Here is a 16,041-nt window from a genome sequence, read left to right as displayed (position 1 = left end):
GTCAGATCCTCTCGACGATGGTCGCGTTGGCGAGTCCGCCCGCCTCGCACATGACCTGGAGCCCGTAGCGGCCACCGGTCTGCTCCAGGTTGTGGAGCAGCGCGGTCATCAGGCGCGCGCCCGAACCTCCGAGCGGGTGACCGATGGCGATGGCGCCGCCGTTCGGGTTGACCTTGGCCGGGTCGGCACCGGTTTCCGCCTGCCACGCCAGCACGACGGACGCGAACGCCTCGTTGACCTCGAAGACGTCGATGTCGTTGATGGTCAGGCCGGCGCGGGTGAGCACCTTCCGGGTGGCCGGGATGATGCCGGTGAGCATCAGCACCGGGTCGTCGCCGGCGACGGCGAAGGAATGGACGCGGGCACGCGGGCGGAGGCCGAGGCGGGTGGCCGCCTCCTCGTTCGTCACCAGCACGGCGGCGGCGCCGTCGTTGACCGGTGAGCTGTTGCCGGCGGTGACGCGCCAGTCCAGGTCCGGATACCGCTGCTCCCAGTGTTCGCTGCGGAACGCGGGACGGAGCCCGGAGAGGACCTCGGCCGTCGTGTCCGGACGGATCGTCTCGTCGGTGCGCAGGTCGTTCACGTACGTCACCTGCGCGTCGAAGAACCCGTTCTTCCACGCAGTGGCGGCGCGGTCGTGGGACTCGGCGGAGAACTCGTCGAGCTGGGCGCGGGAGAGGTTCCAGCGGTCCGCGATGAGTTCGGCACTGATGCCTTGGGGAATGAGCTCGTAGCGCTCGGAGACCTTGGTACCGGCGAAGTTCTTGCCCAGGGTCTGCGAGCCGATCGGGATGCGGCTCATGGACTCGACACCGGAGGCGATGACGACGTCGTAGGCGCCGGCGATCACGCCCTGCGCGGCGAAGTGCAGGGCCTGCTGGCTGGAACCGCACTGGCGGTCGACGGTCACACCCGGCACCGACTCCGGAAAACCGGCGGCGAGCGCGGCCCAGCGGGCGGTGTTGCCGGACTGCTCGCCGACCTGGCCCACGGCTCCGCTGATCACGTCGTCGACCACGGCCGGGTCGATAGCGGTGCGCTCCACGAGGGCGGCGAGGACCGTGCTGTGCAGGTCGACGGGATGGATCTCGGCGTAGGCGCCGCCGGGCTTGCCCTTGGCGAGCGGAGTGCGGACGGCGTCGACGATGACGGCAGTCTGACTAGTGGTAGCCATAGCCAGCACAGTAGCTACTGGCTATGGAAAAGCAAAGTTAGACCTGGGTCACAGCGCCTTGTGGAACACGAGGAAGTCGCACGGACAGGCGAGCCGCGGCACCAGCGCCGGGTAGTCCTCACCGAGGTCGCCCGTGCGCACCACGCGGTAGCCGATGCGCGTGTACCAGGCCCGCAGGAAGTCCTTGACCGGATGGTTCCAGGTCCGCGGCACCAGCAGCTCCAGCTGCATGCGGGAGAGACCGCGCTCGCGGCCCCACCGTTCGGCGAAGGACACGAGGTCCCTGCCGAGGCCGGTGCCGCGCTCCTCCGGGGCGGCGACCAGCATCCCGAACTCGCCCAGGCCGTCGCCGAGCTGCTGGACGCGCACCGCGCCCACGACGCGCTCGCCCGTTCGGACCACCGCGATCTGTCCAGCGTGGATGAGGTCCGCCACCTCGGTTTCGCTCGTCCGGGCGGCGCCGCCGAGCCAGAGTCCCGCCTCGGCTTCGGCGTACACCCGGTTCACCAGCTCGGCGATCTCCGCGGCGAGCCCGGCGTCGTCGGTGAACGTCACCATGGCGACGGCTGGGTGGTCTCGGCGAGCTTGTGCGCGTGCTGAAGCACGCCCAGTTCGCGCAGCATCCGGTCGCGTTGTACTGGGTCGTGTGCGACGTGCGAGGCGTGCAGAGCCTTGCGCAGGCGCCTCGTCCGGAACGGCGTCCACCGACTCGCCAGCGCCAGCTTGGCTGCACGCAGCGCCGCCCGGTCGCGGGTGCGCGCCACCGCGTCGCGGTGGTCGTCTCCCAAGCCCAGCAACGACAACAGGCGTTCCCGGAGCTCACGGCCCACTCGGGCCCAGGTGGTCGTGCGCTGACGCGTCGCGCGGATCTCGATGCCGAGCGCGAGGTGCAGCATCACGAGGCCCAGCACCGGTCCGAGCAGGACGCGGGCGGTACCCGCGACCGGACCGGACAGGCTGAGAGCGGCGAACGCGGCGAACGCCGTGAGCGCCCACGCCACCAGGCGGGCAGGGCCAGGACGGCCGTTCCCGCGCACGCCCGCGCGCATGGCCCAGCCGCACGCGATCAGCGCCGCCTCCATCACGGAGAACAGCACGACCCGCTCGACGACGTCGGTGATTCCCAGGCGCTGCTCGAAAAACCTCCACGAGGTGTCCACGCTGACGCCGATGCTCAGCACCGCGACCGCGTAGAAACCCTTGGCACCGGCGGGTTTCGCCGGTTCGGCGGGCGTGCCGCCGTCCGCCTCGTCCAGCTGTGCGATCAGCTCGGGCGTCAGCGGCACGTGTCCGCTCGTGTCCGTCACACCGTTGCGGGCGCGCCATTCGTTGACGATCGGCGCGGTGTACGGCCGGCTGGGCGCCGGTTGCCCGTGCTCGCCCAGCCAGGCGCGTACTTCCTCGACGGTGCTCCCGCGCGGCATGTGCTCCAGCGCGTACTGGATCTGCAGTTTCTTGGTTTTGAGCCGGCCCAGCTCGGCCCTGTGGTCGTTGCTGTGCAGGGTGTTGTGGCCGACCTTGTCCGTGGTCACCCGCGGCACCCTACCGGGTCACCCGGCGTGAACCTCAGCAGGTTTTCGGCGTGGTCCCCAGCACGGCTTTCGGGGTGGCGGTGGCCAGTCCGGACAGTGTGATCGGGATGCGGACGCAGTTGTTGCCCTCGCCGGCCTCGCGGATCTTGTTGTTCGGGTCGACGTGGGTGACCAGCGTGTAGGTGCCGTCCGCGAGCGCGCTGACCTCGATCATCTGGTCGGGCAGTGCCCACCAGTACTCGTCGGCCCACCCGCGTGAGATGCCGTTCTTGAACGCGTCGACACCGGGTGGCGACGACGGCTCCGGGTCCAGGCAGCGCGGCGCCGGATAGCTCTGCGGCGCGTTGCCCTTGCGCGCCCACCAGGGCATCTCGGTGTCGGCCATGCAGAAGCCGTTCTTCTTCCCGGTGGCGACGACGGCACCGGCCGAGTTCTCCAGCCTGGAGACCGAGAAGTCCTCGAAGTGATAGTGGTGGTGGATCTCGTGATAGTGCATGACCCCGACGGACGGCACGTCGCGATACGTCCCGTCAGCGCGATAAATGCGTTGTGAGCCCGGGACTTCGTGCGGGCGCTGGCCGGCCGGGGTCGAGTACCGCACGTCGACGGGACCCTCACCGACGTTCGACATCGCCTGGCCGAAGCGCAGGCACTTGCGGGCGTTCTGCTCCTCCACCTCGCTGCGGAAGCACGACGAGCCGGGCGCCGCGACGTCGTCGAAGAACGGCGGTGGCGTCTCGAACGTCGCGTACCGCTGGGGGAGTGCCTCGAGATCCGGCAGGAGCTCGCGCGGAGAAGGCCTGGGCGAGTTCTCGTTCTCCAGCAGGCCTTCGTACCGGACGACGTCCGACCCCAGCTCGGGTACGAACGGGTTGTAGAAGACGTAAACGGTGTAGCGCGCGGTGGTTTTCGGCAGCCACACCGATCGAGCCGGGCCGATCTGCGCGTCGGCGAGTGCCACGCGCCGCGACCCCTGGTAGACGGCGAACCCGAGACTGTCGTCCGGAGTGGCGCCGACCGCCTGGATCGCGAGCTCGACGCCCCCGGCCTTCGCCCGCAGACCGGCGGGCAGCCGGACGGAGACGAACGCGCGGTCGCACCCGTTGGTCCGGCATTCGGGCACATCGCGCAGCCGCGGATCGGACTTGCGCACCTCGCCCTTCCAGAAGTCCGGACGGTTCGAGTCCACGACCACCGCTGCCGCAGCGGCTGCGGACGGGGATAAGAGCAGCAGAAGCGCTGCCAGGATTGCCAAGCCTCTCATTCCGTGCCCCCTCAGTGCAGGTTTGGTCACGCTCAGCAACTCGTGAGGTTACTCCGGGCTGCAACGTTGACACTGTCACGATTGCAGTGTCAGTATCGGGGTGTGTGGACGCTCGACGAGTTGCTGGAACGTGTCTCCGCCGCGCTCACGGCGGAGTACTCGGGTGCGCCCAACGGCCGGGTGCGGGACGTGCCCGATCGGCGGGCAGTCCGCTGGTACGCGACGACCGGGCTGGTCGACCGGCCGTCGGCGATGCGCGGCCGGACGGCGTTGTACGAGAAGCGCCACCTGCTCCAGCTCGTGGCCGTGAAGAGACTGCAGTCGCAGGGCAGGACGCTGGCCGAGGTCCAGGCCGAGCTCGCGGGCGCCACCGACACCACGCTGGCGGCCATCGCCCGCGTGCCGGAAGGACTGCTCGAACCCGGTGAACCACCACCGGCGGAGGCCGTCCGCCCTCGGTTCTGGGCAGAACCCGTCGCCACCCCCGCCCCAGCGCCGCCGGCGGTTCCGCTGAACGGCGTCGCGCTCGGCGGAGGTGCCGTTCTCCTGGTGCCGGGTGTGCCGGCCGCCGCCGACTGCGCGGACATCGCGGCCGCCGCCCGGCCGTTGCTCGACCTGCTCGCCGCCCGTGGCCTGCTCACGAACGAAAGGGAATCGTCATGACCTTCTCCGTCGCCCCGATGAAGGCTCCCGAACTGGACCGCGTCGGCGGGACGAGTGAGGACGCGGGTGTCGGTGCGCTGCGCACCGAACGCGGCAACCTGCCGCTGGAACGCCTCGACGTGCGCGCGACGATCACCGGCCTGGTCGGCCGCGTCGTGCTGACGACCGGTTTCGTGAACTCCCACGACACGGCTCTCGAAGCGACGTACGTGTTCCCGCTCCCGGATCGCGCCGCCGTGATCGGCATGAAGATGACCGCCGGGGACCGCACGGTCGAGGCCGAGCTGCAGGAACGCGGTGCCGCGCGGGAGGCCTACGACGAAGCGATAGCTGCCGGCCGAAGAGCGTCCATCGTCGAGGAGGAACGGCCCGACGTCTTCACCATGCGGGTCGGCAACATCCCGGCGGGTGAGCGGGTGACCGTCGAGCTGGGCCTGGTCGGGCCGCTGGTGTTCGAGGACGGCGCTGCCACGTTCCGGTTCCCGCTGGTGGTCGCACCCCGGTACGTGTCGGGCACGCCGCTGCCGGGGCCGTCGGTGGGCGACGGGTACGCGGACGACACGGACGTGGTGCCGGACGCCTCCCGGATCACGCCGCCGGTGCTGCTGCCGGGATTCCCGAACCCCGTGCGGCTGGGCATCGGCGTGCGGATCGACCCGGCCGGTCTGGAGCTCGGCGAGGTGCGGTCGAGCCTGCACACCGTCGTGGCCGAGGGCGACACCGTCACGGTCGTGCCGGGGGAGCGCGTCGACCGGGACTTCGTGCTCCGCCTGGAGTACGCGGGCAACAGCTCCGCGGCCGTGTGCGTGCCCGACGACGACGGCGGTACCTACCAGCTGACGGTCCTGCCACCGGACCCGGCGGCCCCGGTCCGCCCTCGTGACGTGGTACTGCTGCTCGACCGCTCCGGCAGCATGTCGGGCTGGAAGATGGTCGCGGCCAGGCGCGCGGCCGCCCGCATCGTCGACACGCTGACCGCTGACGACACCTTCGCCGTGATCACCTTCGACGACCGCGTGGAACGACCGATCGAGCTCGGCACGGGACTGGTCGCGGCCACCGACCGCCACCGCTTCCGCGCCGTCGAGCACCTGGCCGGCGTGCAGGCCCGCGGCGGCACCGAGCTGTTCGAGCCGTTGCGGCAGGGGCTCGGGCTGCTGGCCGATGCGAGCTCCGAGCGCGACCCCGTCCTGGTGCTCGTCACGGACGGGCAGGTCGGCAACGAGGACCAGATCCTGCGCGACATGGCACCGGTGATCAACCGGACGAGGGTGCACGCCGTCGGCATCGACACGGCCGTCAACGCGGGCTTCCTCGGCAGGCTGGCCGCCAGGGGTGCCGGCCGGTGCGAGCTCGTCGAGAGCGAGGACCGCCTGGACGAGGCGATGACGCACATCCAGCGCCGGATCGGTGCGCCGGTGATCACCGACGTGGTGGTGACACCATCGTCCTCGCTGCCCAAGCCGCCCTCGGCCATCTATCCCGGTGTACCGCTGGTGGTCCTCGGCCGCTACACCGCGCAGGCCCCGGAGTCGTTCACCGTGCGCGGCCGGACCAGGGACGGCGCGGACTGGCAGGAGACGGTCGCCGTGCAGCACCACACCGAGCCCGCGGTCCGCGCGCAGTGGGCCCGCGCCGCGCTGCGTGACCTCGAAGACCGGTACGCGAGCGGGGAGAGGGCGGTGGAGGCGTCGATCGTGGAGACTTCGCTGCGGTTCGGTGTGTTGTGCCGCTTCACCGCGTTCGTCGCGGTGGACGAGCGAGTGGTGTCCGACGGCACGGTGCACCGCGTGGTGCAGCCGGTCGAGCAGCCCGCGGGCTGGGAGACGCCGCGGTTCGCCGCGCCGATGCCCGCCTTCCCCGTCGCGATGGCCGCGCCGGCCGGGTTCGGCGCGCCGCCGCCCGCGGCTCCTGCAGGGTTCCCCGCCGCGCCGCAGGCTCGTCTCCTCCGGGCGGCGGGGCCGAAGCTGGTTCCTGGGGGTGGTGGTGCCGCACCGGTGCCCGACGAACCGGCGGAACTGCGCGAGATCGCGGCGCTGGAGGTTCAGCGCCTCGAGAAGGACGCTGGCCGGCCCGGCTGGGAACGCCGGGAGCTGCTGGCGGATCTGGCCAGCCGGCTCGGCATGCTCGTCAGCTCCAGGCAGGGGTCCGCGTACGAGTCGCTGCGCCGCCTGGTTGCGGAGCTCACGGCCGCCGGTGACGTGGACCGGTTGTGGGCACGGGCACTGCAGGTGTTGCGGGAGTTCGCCGGGCAGACGGGAGAGCGTCGGCGGAGGTTCTGGCGCTGAGTGGGTAGGGGCCGTCCGTGTTGTGGGAGTTGGGCGCGGTGACGGGAGTCCGTCGGCGGAGGTTGTGGCGCTGAGCGGGTCGGGCCCGCCGGTGTTGTGGGAGTCGCGTGCGCGGACGGGACTCCGTTGGCGGGGGTTGTGGCGTTGATCGGGTCCCGCTCGCTCGTGTTGCGGGAGTTGGGCGGGTGAGCGTCGGCCGAGGTTGTGGCGCTCAACGGATCCGGCCCGTCCCTGCTGCGGGGGTTGGTCGGGCACAGGGGAGACCGGTTGCGAGGTTCTGGCGCTGAACGGACCTAGCCCGCCCCTGCGTTCTGCCGCAACGCTTCACGGGTGAGCGTGTTCGGGGTGTGGACGACGGCCGAGGGCCTGCCCGCGTTCGAGTACCGGGCGGGCCCTCAGCCCTGGGATCCGATCATCGACCCGCCGTCGTCGACGCATCGGGTGCACGTGGGCAACCGCCGGATCACCCTGGTGGCGGACAGCGACGGCCTCACCGGGGTGTGGGACGAGCACCTCGGGTGCCGCTGGATCGCCGAGCGCACCGGTGTCGGGCGGTTCGGTGCGCTGTCCACGGACAAAGCCGGGACCAAGCTGTTCGGGCCGACCTTCTTCCGGGTGGCGGTCGCCGACGAGGAGGCCGAGGTCGAGCGCACGGTTCTGTGCCCGGAAGGTGCGGTGCCGTGGGTGCTGGTCCGGGTCGACGTGGTCAACCGGGGTGCGGTGGTGCTGCGCCGGCCGTTGACCGAGGAGTGGGTGGTGCGGCCGCGCTTGGTGGACCTGGAGTTTGGGCCGTCGCGCGAGGTTGCCCCGGTGGACGCACCCGTGGTGGCGCTGGAGGAGTTCGGTGGCGAGCGGGTGGAGACCGTCGACGGGCCGTTGACGGTCGCCGTCGAGGTCTCGTTGCCACCGGGCGGGCGGACGACGGTGTGGTTCCGGTTCGGGCTGTTCGACGGATTCGTGGATCCTGCGGCCCTGTACGCCTCCAGTCTGGCGGGCCTGCGCGACCGGCTCCCCTCGGCGACGGCCCCACGGGCACCGGAGGCGGCCATCGAGATCCCCTGGCACGCGGCGCTGCTCACCGGCGGCGCCTGTGCGGACGGCGTGCTCGGCGGCCACACCCTCGACCAGGGGGCCGCGTACTCGTTCCGGCACGGTTTCAACGGCGCGGCAAGGGATCCGCTGCAGCACGCGCTCCCGCTCGTCCACCTCGAACCGGACCTCGCGCTGTCGGTCCTTCGCAACACCTGCGCCTGGGGCAGCCCGGACGGTGACCTGCCGTACGCGCTCGACGGCCGCAAGCAGCCGTGGACCCAGCTGTTCCGGCCGTCCGACCAGAACCTGTGGGCGCTCTGGCTGGCCGCCGAGTACGCGGCGGCCACCGGGGACCTCGCGGCGTTCGACAGGCCGGTGCCGTACCACCCGTGCCACGGGGCCGAGCCGGTTGCGCTGGCAGAGAACCTGCGGCGCCAGTTCCGCTTCTTCGTCGACGAGGTCGGCGTGGGGGAGCACGGGCACGTCCGCATCCTGAACGCCGACTGGAACGACCTCGCGATCGGCGAGTCCGAAGTGGACCGTGAGCTGATGATCGAGCGCGGCGAGTCGGTGCTCAACTCGGCGATGGCGGCCTGGGTGCTGCCCGTGTACGCGGGGCTGGCGGAAGGGCTCGGCGACCGGGCCACCGCCGCCGAGGCGCGGCAGCGTGCCGCCGATCTCCGTGAGCGGGTCGCGAACGAGTGGAACGGCCGGTGGTTCCGGCGTGCGCACGCCCCTGGTGGCGGGCCTGTCGGGGAGAACGACCTGTGGCTCGAGGTGCAGCCGTGGGCGATCCTGTGCGGCGCGGCCACACCCGAGCAGGCGCGGGCATTGCTGCGCACGATCGACGAGACGTGCCGCGCCGGATCACCGCTCGGCGCGCGGTCGCGGTGGCCCGTTCCCGAAGGCAGGCCCGGCCAGGTGTGGTTCTCGGTCAACATGACGCTGATCTGGGCGGCTGCCCGCTACGACCCCGACCTGGCGTGGGACGAGTGGCGGCGGATGACCCTGCACGCGCACTCCGCCGCCTACCCCGGCACGTGGACCGGCACGCTGTCCGGACCCGACTGCTACCTCGCGCCGGAGAGCGACCGGCCCGGCGAGACGTGGGCACTGCCGGAGCTCGGCGTCGCGATGCAGGCCTATCCCGTGGCCAACCTGCACAGCCACGCGCAGCCGTTGCTCGCCTACCTGCGGCTGCTCGGCGTGGAACCCAACGCCGACGGAGCCCCCAGCGATGTGCTCACCGGCGTCCATGCACCCACGCTGCGAGCCGGGTGCGGGAGGTCATCCCGAGCTTGACCAGCACGCGTTCGACGTGACCTTCCGCGGTGCGCTGGGAGATCACCAGCCTGGCCGCGATCTCCTTGTTGGACAGCCCCTTGGCGACGAGCGCGGCGACCTCCTGCTCGCGCCGGGTGAGCGGCTCCCACGACTTCTCGTCCTGCCGGGACGGGCGAGGCGCGGTGTCGCCGCACAGGAGGTTCTCCAGCGCCTGCAACGGATGGGACGCGGTGTGCCCGGCCGCCTCGGCGTACGCGGTGCCGCCCAGCGCGGCGCGGGCCGTGGCCACGCTCTGCTCGTGGAACTCGACCAGCTGCGCGAGTCCCATCAGCGGCGTGCCCACCGTCGGCCACAGCTGCTCCAGCACGCCGAACAGCCGGGCGGCCTCGCGGTGCCGTCCGGTGGTGGTCAGCGCCCACGCCAGGTACTCGCCGCCCATGCCGAGCCCGAACAGGTCGTTGAGCTCCAGCTTGACCCTGATGCTCTCGCGCAGCGGCCCGATCGCCTGCTCGGCGTCGCCGCGCCGCCACAGCGCGAGGCCCAGCAGCACCAGACCCCACGAACAGACCCACCGGGCGTCGTGCCGCCTGCTGAGGTCCACGCACTCCTCGGCGTAGGCGACGGCCCGGTCGACGTCTCCCGTCATCGACGCCACCAGGCTGAGCTTCGTCAGAACCTTCAGCGCCGGGCTGGTGAGCTCGCCCAGCGCGACGTGCCGTTCCCAGGACCGCGCGCAGAGCTCGTGCGACTGCTCCAGATTTCCCTTCAGCAACGCTCCCAGCCCGGCGACCTGCAGGCCGTAGGCCTCCAGCCGCGCGTCGCCCAGTTGCGCGGCGAGCTGCCGGCACTGCTCGGCCCTGGCCTCCGCGGCGACGAGGTCGCCGGCGTGGGAGGCCGCCCAGCCGGACACCCACAACACCACCCCGAGTGCCCGGCTCGGCTCGGTTGCCGCAGCCACCAGGCGATCGAGCCACTGTTGTCCCTCGACCAGCAGACCGCCGGGCACCCAGTAGCACCACAGCGCTCCGCCGATCCGCAGACCCGCCTCGAGACTGCCGGGATCGGACAGGCAGAACTCCAGCGCCGCGCGCGCGTTGTCGTGCTCACTGCGCAGCCGGTCCATCCACGCCCGCTCGTCGGGGCCGAACCAGCCGGCCGCGGCCTCCTCCGCAAGGCGCAGGAACCAGTCGCGGTGCCGGACCGTCATCGCGTGGTCCTCGCCGGCCGCGCGCAGCTTCTCCAGGCCGTACCGCCGCAGGACGTCGAGCATGCGGTAGCGGGGCTCCTGCCCGCGCTGCTCCTCGCACCGCGTCAGGATCGACTTGTCCACCAGGCCCGTCGCGAGATCGACGACCTCTGCGGGCTCGATCCCGGCGCCGCCGCAGACCTCCTCGGCCGCGCGGAGGTCGAAACCGCCGGCGAACACCGACGCCCGAGCCCACAGCAGCCGCTCCCGCGGCGAGCACAGCTCGTGGCTCCCGTCGATCGCGGCGCACAGCGTCTGGTGGCGGCCGGTGAGCATCTGGAACCGGTCGTCCAGCCGCTCCAGCACCTGGCGCACCGACAACGCGCGCAGCCGCACCGCCGCCAGTTCGATCGCGAGCGGAATGCCGTCGAGCCGCCGGCAGAGCTGCAGCACGGCGGCCGCGTTCTCGGGCGTGACGGCGAACGCCGGGTGGACCGCCCTGGCGCGTTGGGTCAGGAGGGTGATCGCCTCGTACCGGCAGAGCTCGTCCGGCGGCGGTGTCCGGTCGCGGTCCGGCAGCGACAACGGCGGCACGGTGAGCAGGTGCTCGCCGGCGACTCCGAGGGGCTGGCGGCTGGTGGTGATGATCCGCAGCCCGGGAGCGCACGCCAGCAACGAGGCGATGAGCCGGGCGCACGCCACGGCCAGGTGCTCGCAGCTGTCCAGCACCAGCAACGCGTGCTTGTCCCGCAGGTGGTCCAGCACGACGTCCGGGTGCGAGCGCGGTGCCCAGCCGAAGCCGACGGTGTTGTCCTCCAGCCCGAACGCCGCCGCCACCGCGTGCGGCACCAGCTCCGGCTCCCGCAACGTCTCCAGCTCCACCAGCCACACGCCGTCGCGGAACGCCCGCCGCACCTCGGTGGCCACCCGCAGCGCGAGCCGCGTCTTGCCGACCCCGCCGGCACCGGTCAGCGTCAGCAGACGGGTCCTGGTCAGCAGGTCACGCGCGGCGCTGATGTCCTGCCCGCGCCCCACGAAACTGGAGACGTCGGCCGGCAGGTTGCCCCGCGCCGCGCGCCTGCTCGGGAGGATCACGTCGCTCGTCTCACCTCGCGGGTCGCAGGGCAGTGGCAACCGATTATGGCAACCGTGCCGCCGCAGGGCCACGGCCAGGCGGGTTGTCGCCAGCGCCGTGACCCCTGGACTGTCCAAAGTGGACCTGGGTGTCCTCAGGCAGCGACGTCCAGGATCCAGGTGACGCCGTACCGGTCGGTGAGCATGCCGAAAGCGGGTGCCCACGGCGCGGGACCGAAGTCCTCGATGACCGTCGCGCCGTCGGCGAGGCCCTTCCAGTGCGCGGCGACCTCCTCGACGGTCTCGCCGCGCACGGACAGGAAGAAGGGCTCCTCGGTGATCGTGGTGCCGTTCTCCCGGCGCGTGGTGGGCTCGCCCTGCGGTCGTGGCGTGTGCTCGCCCGGCACGTCGTAGGCCATGACCCGGAATCCGTTGTCGGCGACGACCTGGCCGAACACCACGTGCCGGGCGCCGGGCAGCTCCGCGGGCAGGCCGAAGTCGCCGTAGGTGGCGATGGTGGCCTCGCCTCCGAACACCGACTGGTAGAACTCCAGGGCCTGCCTGGCCTGGCCGCGGAAGTTCAGGTGGGCGACAGCGTTGATCGACATCGTGTCCGGTCCTTCGGAAGTGGTTGTCGTCGCCGGAGGTTTCCGGCGGCGAGGACGACGATGTCAGCAGTAGAGGACAGGGAACGTCCGCTACTCGTGCGAGGCTGGGAACATGCCGATCGCCTCCTCCACGGTCACGTCCGGCCGGCTGCTCGCGTTGCTGTCGATGCTGCAGGTCCGCCGCGACTGGCCGGGAGGTCTGCTCGCCGAGCGGCTGGGCGTCAGCGAACGGACGGTGCGCCGTGACGTCGACCGGCTGCGCGAGCTCGGCTATGTCGTCCACGCGGTCAAGGGGCCGGACGGTGGCTATCGGCTCGAGGCGGGCAGCGAGGTGCCGCCCCTGCTGTTCGACGAGGAGCAGGCGATCGCGCTCGCCGTGGCGTTGCGGATCGCCGTGGGCAGCGGGGCGGGCATCGAGGAAGCCGCCACCCGCGCCCTGGTCACCGTGCGCCAGGTGCTGCCGGCCCGCCTGCGCCGGCGCGTCGACGCCCTGGAGATCACCGCGGTCGGATCAGCCGGTCCTCAGGTGGACACCGACGTGGTGCTCGCCCTGAGCGGTGCCGTCCGCGCCCGTGAGGAGGTGCGCTTCGACTACCGCTCACCGGGCCGCCCGGACGACACCGAACCGCGGCCGCCCCGCCGCGTGCAGCCGCACCACCTCGTGGTCAGGGCCGGCCGTTGGTACCTCGTCGGCTGGAGCCCCGAACACGAGGACTGGCGCACCTACCGCGCCGACCGGATGATCCCGCGGACTCCCAACGGCCCCCGCTTCACACCGAGGGAGGTGCCCGGCGGGGACGTCGCGGCGTTCCTGTCCGCCCGGTTCAAAGGGACCGACCGCGATGCCTGGCCGTGTGCGGGAGAGGTGGTGCTCCACCTGCCCCTGGCCGAGGTGGCGCCTTTCGCCGGGGACGGTCTGGCCGAGGAGGTCGGTCCCGCCACGACCAGGCTGGTGACCGGCTCGTGGTCGTGGGCCGCGCTCGCCGCGCGGCTCGCCCGCTTCGACACCGACATCGATGTTGTTGCGCCACAAGCCCTTCGTGACGCGTTCGCCGAGCTGTCCGTGCGCGCCGCACGTGCCGCGACCGGCTGACCGCAAGTCGCCGATCGTCTCGATCTCGTGGCCCGGCCGGCCCTTTGCCGGCGGCCGACCGTCCGAAGAGGACTGTCAGAGGGTGATGAGGACCTTGCCTCGCGCGTGACCACCTTGGACGTGCGTGTGGGCGTCGGCGGCCTTCTCCAACGGGTAGGTGGCGTCCACGCGCGGGGTGTACGCACCGGACTCGGCGACCCGGTGCGCGTCGGCGAGGGCCGAGGCGGCGTTCGCGTTGCCCGCGATGAGGGTGACGCCCAGAGCGGCGGCACCGAAGTCGGCCACCGTCGCGACGCGCGAGGCATCACCGACGATGGCGACGATCTCGGTCAGCGAGCCGGAGCCCGCGGTGTCGAGTGCCGCGTCGACGCCGTCCGGAGCGACCGCGGCGACCCGCTCGGTCAGGCCCTCGCCGTAGGTGATGGGCGTGGCACCGAGCTCGCGGAGGAAGTCGTGGTTGGTCTCGCTCGCGGTGCCGATCACCGTGGCGCCGCGGGCGACTGCGATCTGCACGGCGGCGGAACCGACACCTCCGGCGGCACCCTCGACGAGCAGGGTCCGGCCGTCGAGGTCGCCGAGAGCGTCCAGGCTCGTCACGGCCGTCGCGGCGACCAGTCCCGCCGCGGCGGCCTGCTCCACCGTCCAGCCGCCCGGCACGGGCGACCAGGCGGTGAGGACCGCGTACTCGGCCGTGGTGCCCTGCCCCAGTCCGAACACCCGGTCGCCGATCTCGACACCGCTGACGCCCTCACCGACCTCGTCGACGATCCCTGTCGCGTCGCTGCCGACGGTCGCCGGGAACGTGGTCGGGATGACCTCGGCCAGGTAGCCGGCGCGGACCTTCCAGTCGTAGGGGTTCACGCTCACGGACTGGACCCTGATCCGGATCTCTCCCGGCCCGGCGTGCGGTTCGGGGGCGTCCTCGACGGTGAGGACGCCGGGGTCGCCGTACTGGTGGTAACGGACTGCGCGCATGGCGGTCTGCCCTTCGGCTGAGAGGCGGCCCCACCGCGTTCCGCCGTGAGGCACAACCAGGTTCGGACGCGTGCCTCCCCTGCTGCTACTGCTATCGGAGCAGTTCGAGCACCTGTTACGCAGCGTGATCACCGCTGCGACCGGGATCTTGTAACGTCCCGTGCGGCCGGTTGGATCAACCGGCCGTGGCCGGCCTCTGCCGCGCCACGAACGCTCGCGCGGAAGGCGGTTTGAGTGGCGAACGGTCTGATCCGCATGACCGGCGACCACGTGGGGTTCACCGAGTCGGTGTCCCGCATCGCGGAGTCGCTCAAACCGCTGGGTCCCGCCGGCCGGCACGTCGCCGAGTCCTACGCCCTGGACGCCGAGATGCGCAGGGTGAGGCTCGAGGAGAACCTGGCGGCCGACGCCAAGGAGATCACCCTGAAGCTGCTGGACCAGCGCAGGAAGGAGTCCAGCGCCTCACTGCGGCAGATGCGGAAGGAACTCGGGCGGGCCGACGACAGCGCGCGGGCGCTGCGCGAGTGCATGGTCAACATGCAGCGCGAGACCGTCAAGCCGGGGCTGCCGCTGGCGGAGCGCCGCGCCTACATCGAGCTGACCCAGCACTTCACCACGATGCTGGTCCAGCACCACACCGGACTCACCGGCGGGGTGGCCGAGGTCATCGACAAGGTGCTCAACGGATCCGGCGCGACGGCGCTGGCGCCCCAGCGGCGCAGTCCTGGACGGGCACCGGGCAAGCGCGGAACCCGCCGATGAAGGCGGGGTGCTGAGCTGTGGCGCGCGGGCGTAGCGGCTGCGGTGGTTGTGCCATCCTGCTCTTCCTGCTGTTCTTCGGCCTGCCGCTGCTCATGCTGCTGGTGTCGCCCGCGATCGCGGCGCACGTGGCGGCCGGTGGCTCTCCCGTCCAGGCGCCGTACCTGTCGGAATGGCTATGGGCCTCGGCGGGCTCGGTGCCGGTGGCGCTGGTGCTGGTCCGGTGGGCGCTGAGGCGCGACGGACGGCTGCGTGGCCGGGGAACGCCGGTGATCAAGCGGTGGCTGGGGCTGCTGGTGCGGTCCGGGGTGCTGCTCGGCGCGATGAACGTGGTCGCCTTCCTGAAGCTGAGGTCCGGTGAGCACGTCATCGAGGACGGCATGGGGCCGCTCGCCCTCACGGCGCTGGCCGGTGTGGGCGCGCTCGTCGCGATCAGGCTGTGGGACCGCCGGCCCCAGCGGGTCACGGTCCAGCAGGTGCGCTCCGCGGCCGCGGAGGCGGACCGCGCGTTGCGTCGCGTCCGCATGGAGAACGAGCGGGTGCGCCGGCAGGCAGCACAGGTGCAGGCGCGCCTGACGAAGATCCGCACGCGGGGCACCGGCCCGGCCGGCCATCCGAGCGCGGGGTCGAGCGGACCGGGACGGCCGGGACAACAACGCCCGGACATCGACTTCCACGCCCTGCGCACGTTCCACCGCGAGTCGTACCAGTGCGCTGACACCGCCCACCTGACCTACCAGTCCGCGCAGACGTCGCTGCACACGATGTCGTACCTGGTGCGCCGCGCGCGGTTCGCCCCGCATCGCGTCGTGGCGAGGCGGGCACGCGCCGAGATGTACGCCGCCGCGGACGCCCTGGCTCGTTCGCACGGCGAGCTGCGCGTCCAGGTCGATCAGGGACTGGAGATGGTCCGCACGCTCAACGCCAACACGTCCGAGCTCAAGTGCGAGATCCGCGACAGCTGCGGCGAGCAGGGGCAGGAGTGGTTCGAGGCGCTGGAGGAGCGCATCGAAAAGGCGCGCGAGGAACGCCGCGCCGACCAGAGGTGAGTCACCGCGCGGCGACTGCACGACACGGCGCCGGTGGCTGCGGCGAACTGAGAGCGGGCC

General features: G+C 71.9%; 13 protein-coding genes. 6 read left to right on the top strand and 7 right to left on the bottom strand.

Annotation, left to right across the window (positions count from 1 at the left end; all coding sequences use genetic code 11):
- Position 1 precedes the first annotated feature (1 nt).
- From C8D87_RS02075 to C8D87_RS02060, 4 genes are read right to left on the bottom strand one after another with little or no spacing between them, the layout of a single operon-like run.
- Positions 2 to 1,174, bottom strand: a complete 1,173-nt coding sequence (locus tag C8D87_RS02075) for a thiolase family protein (protein WP_112225328.1) — start codon at positions 1,172 to 1,174, stop codon at positions 2 to 4.
- 48 nt (positions 1,175 to 1,222) lie between these two features.
- Entirely contained in the window at positions 1,223 to 1,732 is a 510-nt protein-coding gene (locus tag C8D87_RS02070; protein WP_112225327.1) for a GNAT family N-acetyltransferase, read from the bottom strand.
- The gene (locus tag C8D87_RS02065) at positions 1,726 to 2,706 is read right to left on the bottom strand and encodes a hypothetical protein (protein ID WP_112225326.1); all 981 of its coding nucleotides are present in this window, start codon (positions 2,704 to 2,706) and stop codon (positions 1,726 to 1,728) included. The genes C8D87_RS02070 and C8D87_RS02065 overlap by 7 nt, the downstream gene beginning before the upstream one ends.
- Positions 2,707 to 2,740: 34 nt before the next feature.
- Positions 2,741 to 3,970, bottom strand: a complete 1,230-nt coding sequence (locus C8D87_RS02060) for a lysyl oxidase family protein (protein ID WP_109636782.1) — start codon at positions 3,968 to 3,970, stop codon at positions 2,741 to 2,743.
- 102 nt (positions 3,971 to 4,072) lie between these two features.
- Here C8D87_RS02060 and C8D87_RS02055 point away from each other — a divergent pair, with 102 nt between their 5' ends.
- From C8D87_RS02055 to C8D87_RS02045, 3 genes are all read left to right on the top strand, one after another.
- Positions 4,073 to 4,633, top strand: coding sequence for a MerR family transcriptional regulator (locus C8D87_RS02055; protein WP_112225325.1), 561 nt, complete (start codon positions 4,073 to 4,075; stop codon positions 4,631 to 4,633).
- Positions 4,630 to 6,921, top strand: coding sequence for a VIT domain-containing protein (locus tag C8D87_RS02050; RefSeq protein ID WP_112225324.1), 2,292 nt, complete (start codon positions 4,630 to 4,632; stop codon positions 6,919 to 6,921). Before C8D87_RS02055 ends, C8D87_RS02050 begins: the two co-directional genes overlap by 4 nt.
- A 330-nt stretch (positions 6,922 to 7,251) precedes the next feature.
- Positions 7,252 to 9,255 (top strand): GH36-type glycosyl hydrolase domain-containing protein, encoded by a 2,004-nt coding sequence (locus C8D87_RS02045; RefSeq protein ID WP_146771601.1) that lies wholly within the window; start codon positions 7,252 to 7,254, stop codon positions 9,253 to 9,255.
- On the opposite strand, the gene C8D87_RS02040 is transcribed toward C8D87_RS02045, so the two are convergent.
- Positions 9,197 to 11,518, bottom strand: coding sequence for an ATP-binding protein (locus C8D87_RS02040; RefSeq protein ID WP_233441857.1), 2,322 nt, complete (start codon positions 11,516 to 11,518; stop codon positions 9,197 to 9,199). The two genes, C8D87_RS02045 and C8D87_RS02040, sit on opposite strands and share 59 nt — an antisense overlap.
- Before the next feature lie 134 nt (positions 11,519 to 11,652).
- Positions 11,653 to 12,105 (bottom strand): VOC family protein, encoded by a 453-nt coding sequence (locus C8D87_RS02035; RefSeq protein ID WP_112225322.1) that lies wholly within the window; start codon positions 12,103 to 12,105, stop codon positions 11,653 to 11,655.
- A 112-nt stretch (positions 12,106 to 12,217) separates the two neighbouring features.
- On the opposite strand from C8D87_RS02035, the gene C8D87_RS02030 reads away from it, so the two are divergent.
- The gene (locus C8D87_RS02030; protein WP_112225321.1) at positions 12,218 to 13,198 is read left to right on the top strand and encodes a helix-turn-helix transcriptional regulator; all 981 of its coding nucleotides are present in this window, start codon (positions 12,218 to 12,220) and stop codon (positions 13,196 to 13,198) included.
- Positions 13,199 to 13,273: 75 nt separating this feature from the next.
- Here C8D87_RS02030 and C8D87_RS02025 read toward each other — a convergent pair whose 3' ends face one another.
- A complete protein-coding gene (locus C8D87_RS02025; RefSeq protein ID WP_112225320.1) occupies positions 13,274 to 14,173 on the bottom strand; it encodes an NADP-dependent oxidoreductase in 900 nt (299 codons plus the stop codon).
- 234 nt (positions 14,174 to 14,407) lie between these two features.
- Here C8D87_RS02025 and C8D87_RS02020 point away from each other — a divergent pair, with 234 nt between their 5' ends.
- The gene (locus C8D87_RS02020; RefSeq protein ID WP_109636789.1) at positions 14,408 to 14,935 is read left to right on the top strand and encodes a hypothetical protein; all 528 of its coding nucleotides are present in this window, start codon (positions 14,408 to 14,410) and stop codon (positions 14,933 to 14,935) included.
- 17 nt (positions 14,936 to 14,952) lie between these two features.
- Positions 14,953 to 15,981: a hypothetical protein gene (locus tag C8D87_RS02015; RefSeq protein WP_112225319.1), complete on the top strand. Its 1,029-nt coding sequence runs from the start codon at positions 14,953 to 14,955 to the stop codon at positions 15,979 to 15,981.
- The last annotated feature ends 60 nt before the right edge of the window (positions 15,982 to 16,041 follow it).

Origin of the sequence: Lentzea atacamensis, assembly GCF_003269295.1 — a bacterium.
Taxonomy (GTDB): Bacteria; Actinomycetota; Actinomycetes; order Mycobacteriales; family Pseudonocardiaceae; genus Lentzea; species Lentzea atacamensis.
The sequence above is the reverse complement of the archived record's forward strand: the minus strand, read 5'-3'. Positions and strand labels throughout refer to the sequence as shown.

Excerpts from the sequence above, each read along its gene's own strand:
- C8D87_RS02075 (WP_112225328.1), bottom strand. The coding sequence starts at position 1,174 with ATGGCTACCACTAGTCAGACTGCCGTCATCGTCGACGCCGTCCGCACT.
- C8D87_RS02070 (WP_112225327.1), bottom strand. The coding sequence starts at position 1,732 with ATGGTGACGTTCACCGACGACGCCGGGCTCGCCGCGGAGATCGCCGAG.
- C8D87_RS02060 (WP_109636782.1), bottom strand. The coding sequence starts at position 3,970 with ATGAGAGGCTTGGCAATCCTGGCAGCGCTTCTGCTGCTCTTATCCCCG.
- C8D87_RS02050 (WP_112225324.1), top strand. The coding sequence starts at position 4,630 with ATGACCTTCTCCGTCGCCCCGATGAAGGCTCCCGAACTGGACCGCGTC.
- C8D87_RS02035 (WP_112225322.1), bottom strand. The coding sequence starts at position 12,105 with ATGTCGATCAACGCTGTCGCCCACCTGAACTTCCGCGGCCAGGCCAGG.
- C8D87_RS02030 (WP_112225321.1), top strand. The coding sequence starts at position 12,218 with ATGCCGATCGCCTCCTCCACGGTCACGTCCGGCCGGCTGCTCGCGTTG.
- C8D87_RS02025 (WP_112225320.1), bottom strand. The coding sequence starts at position 14,173 with ATGCGCGCAGTCCGTTACCACCAGTACGGCGACCCCGGCGTCCTCACC.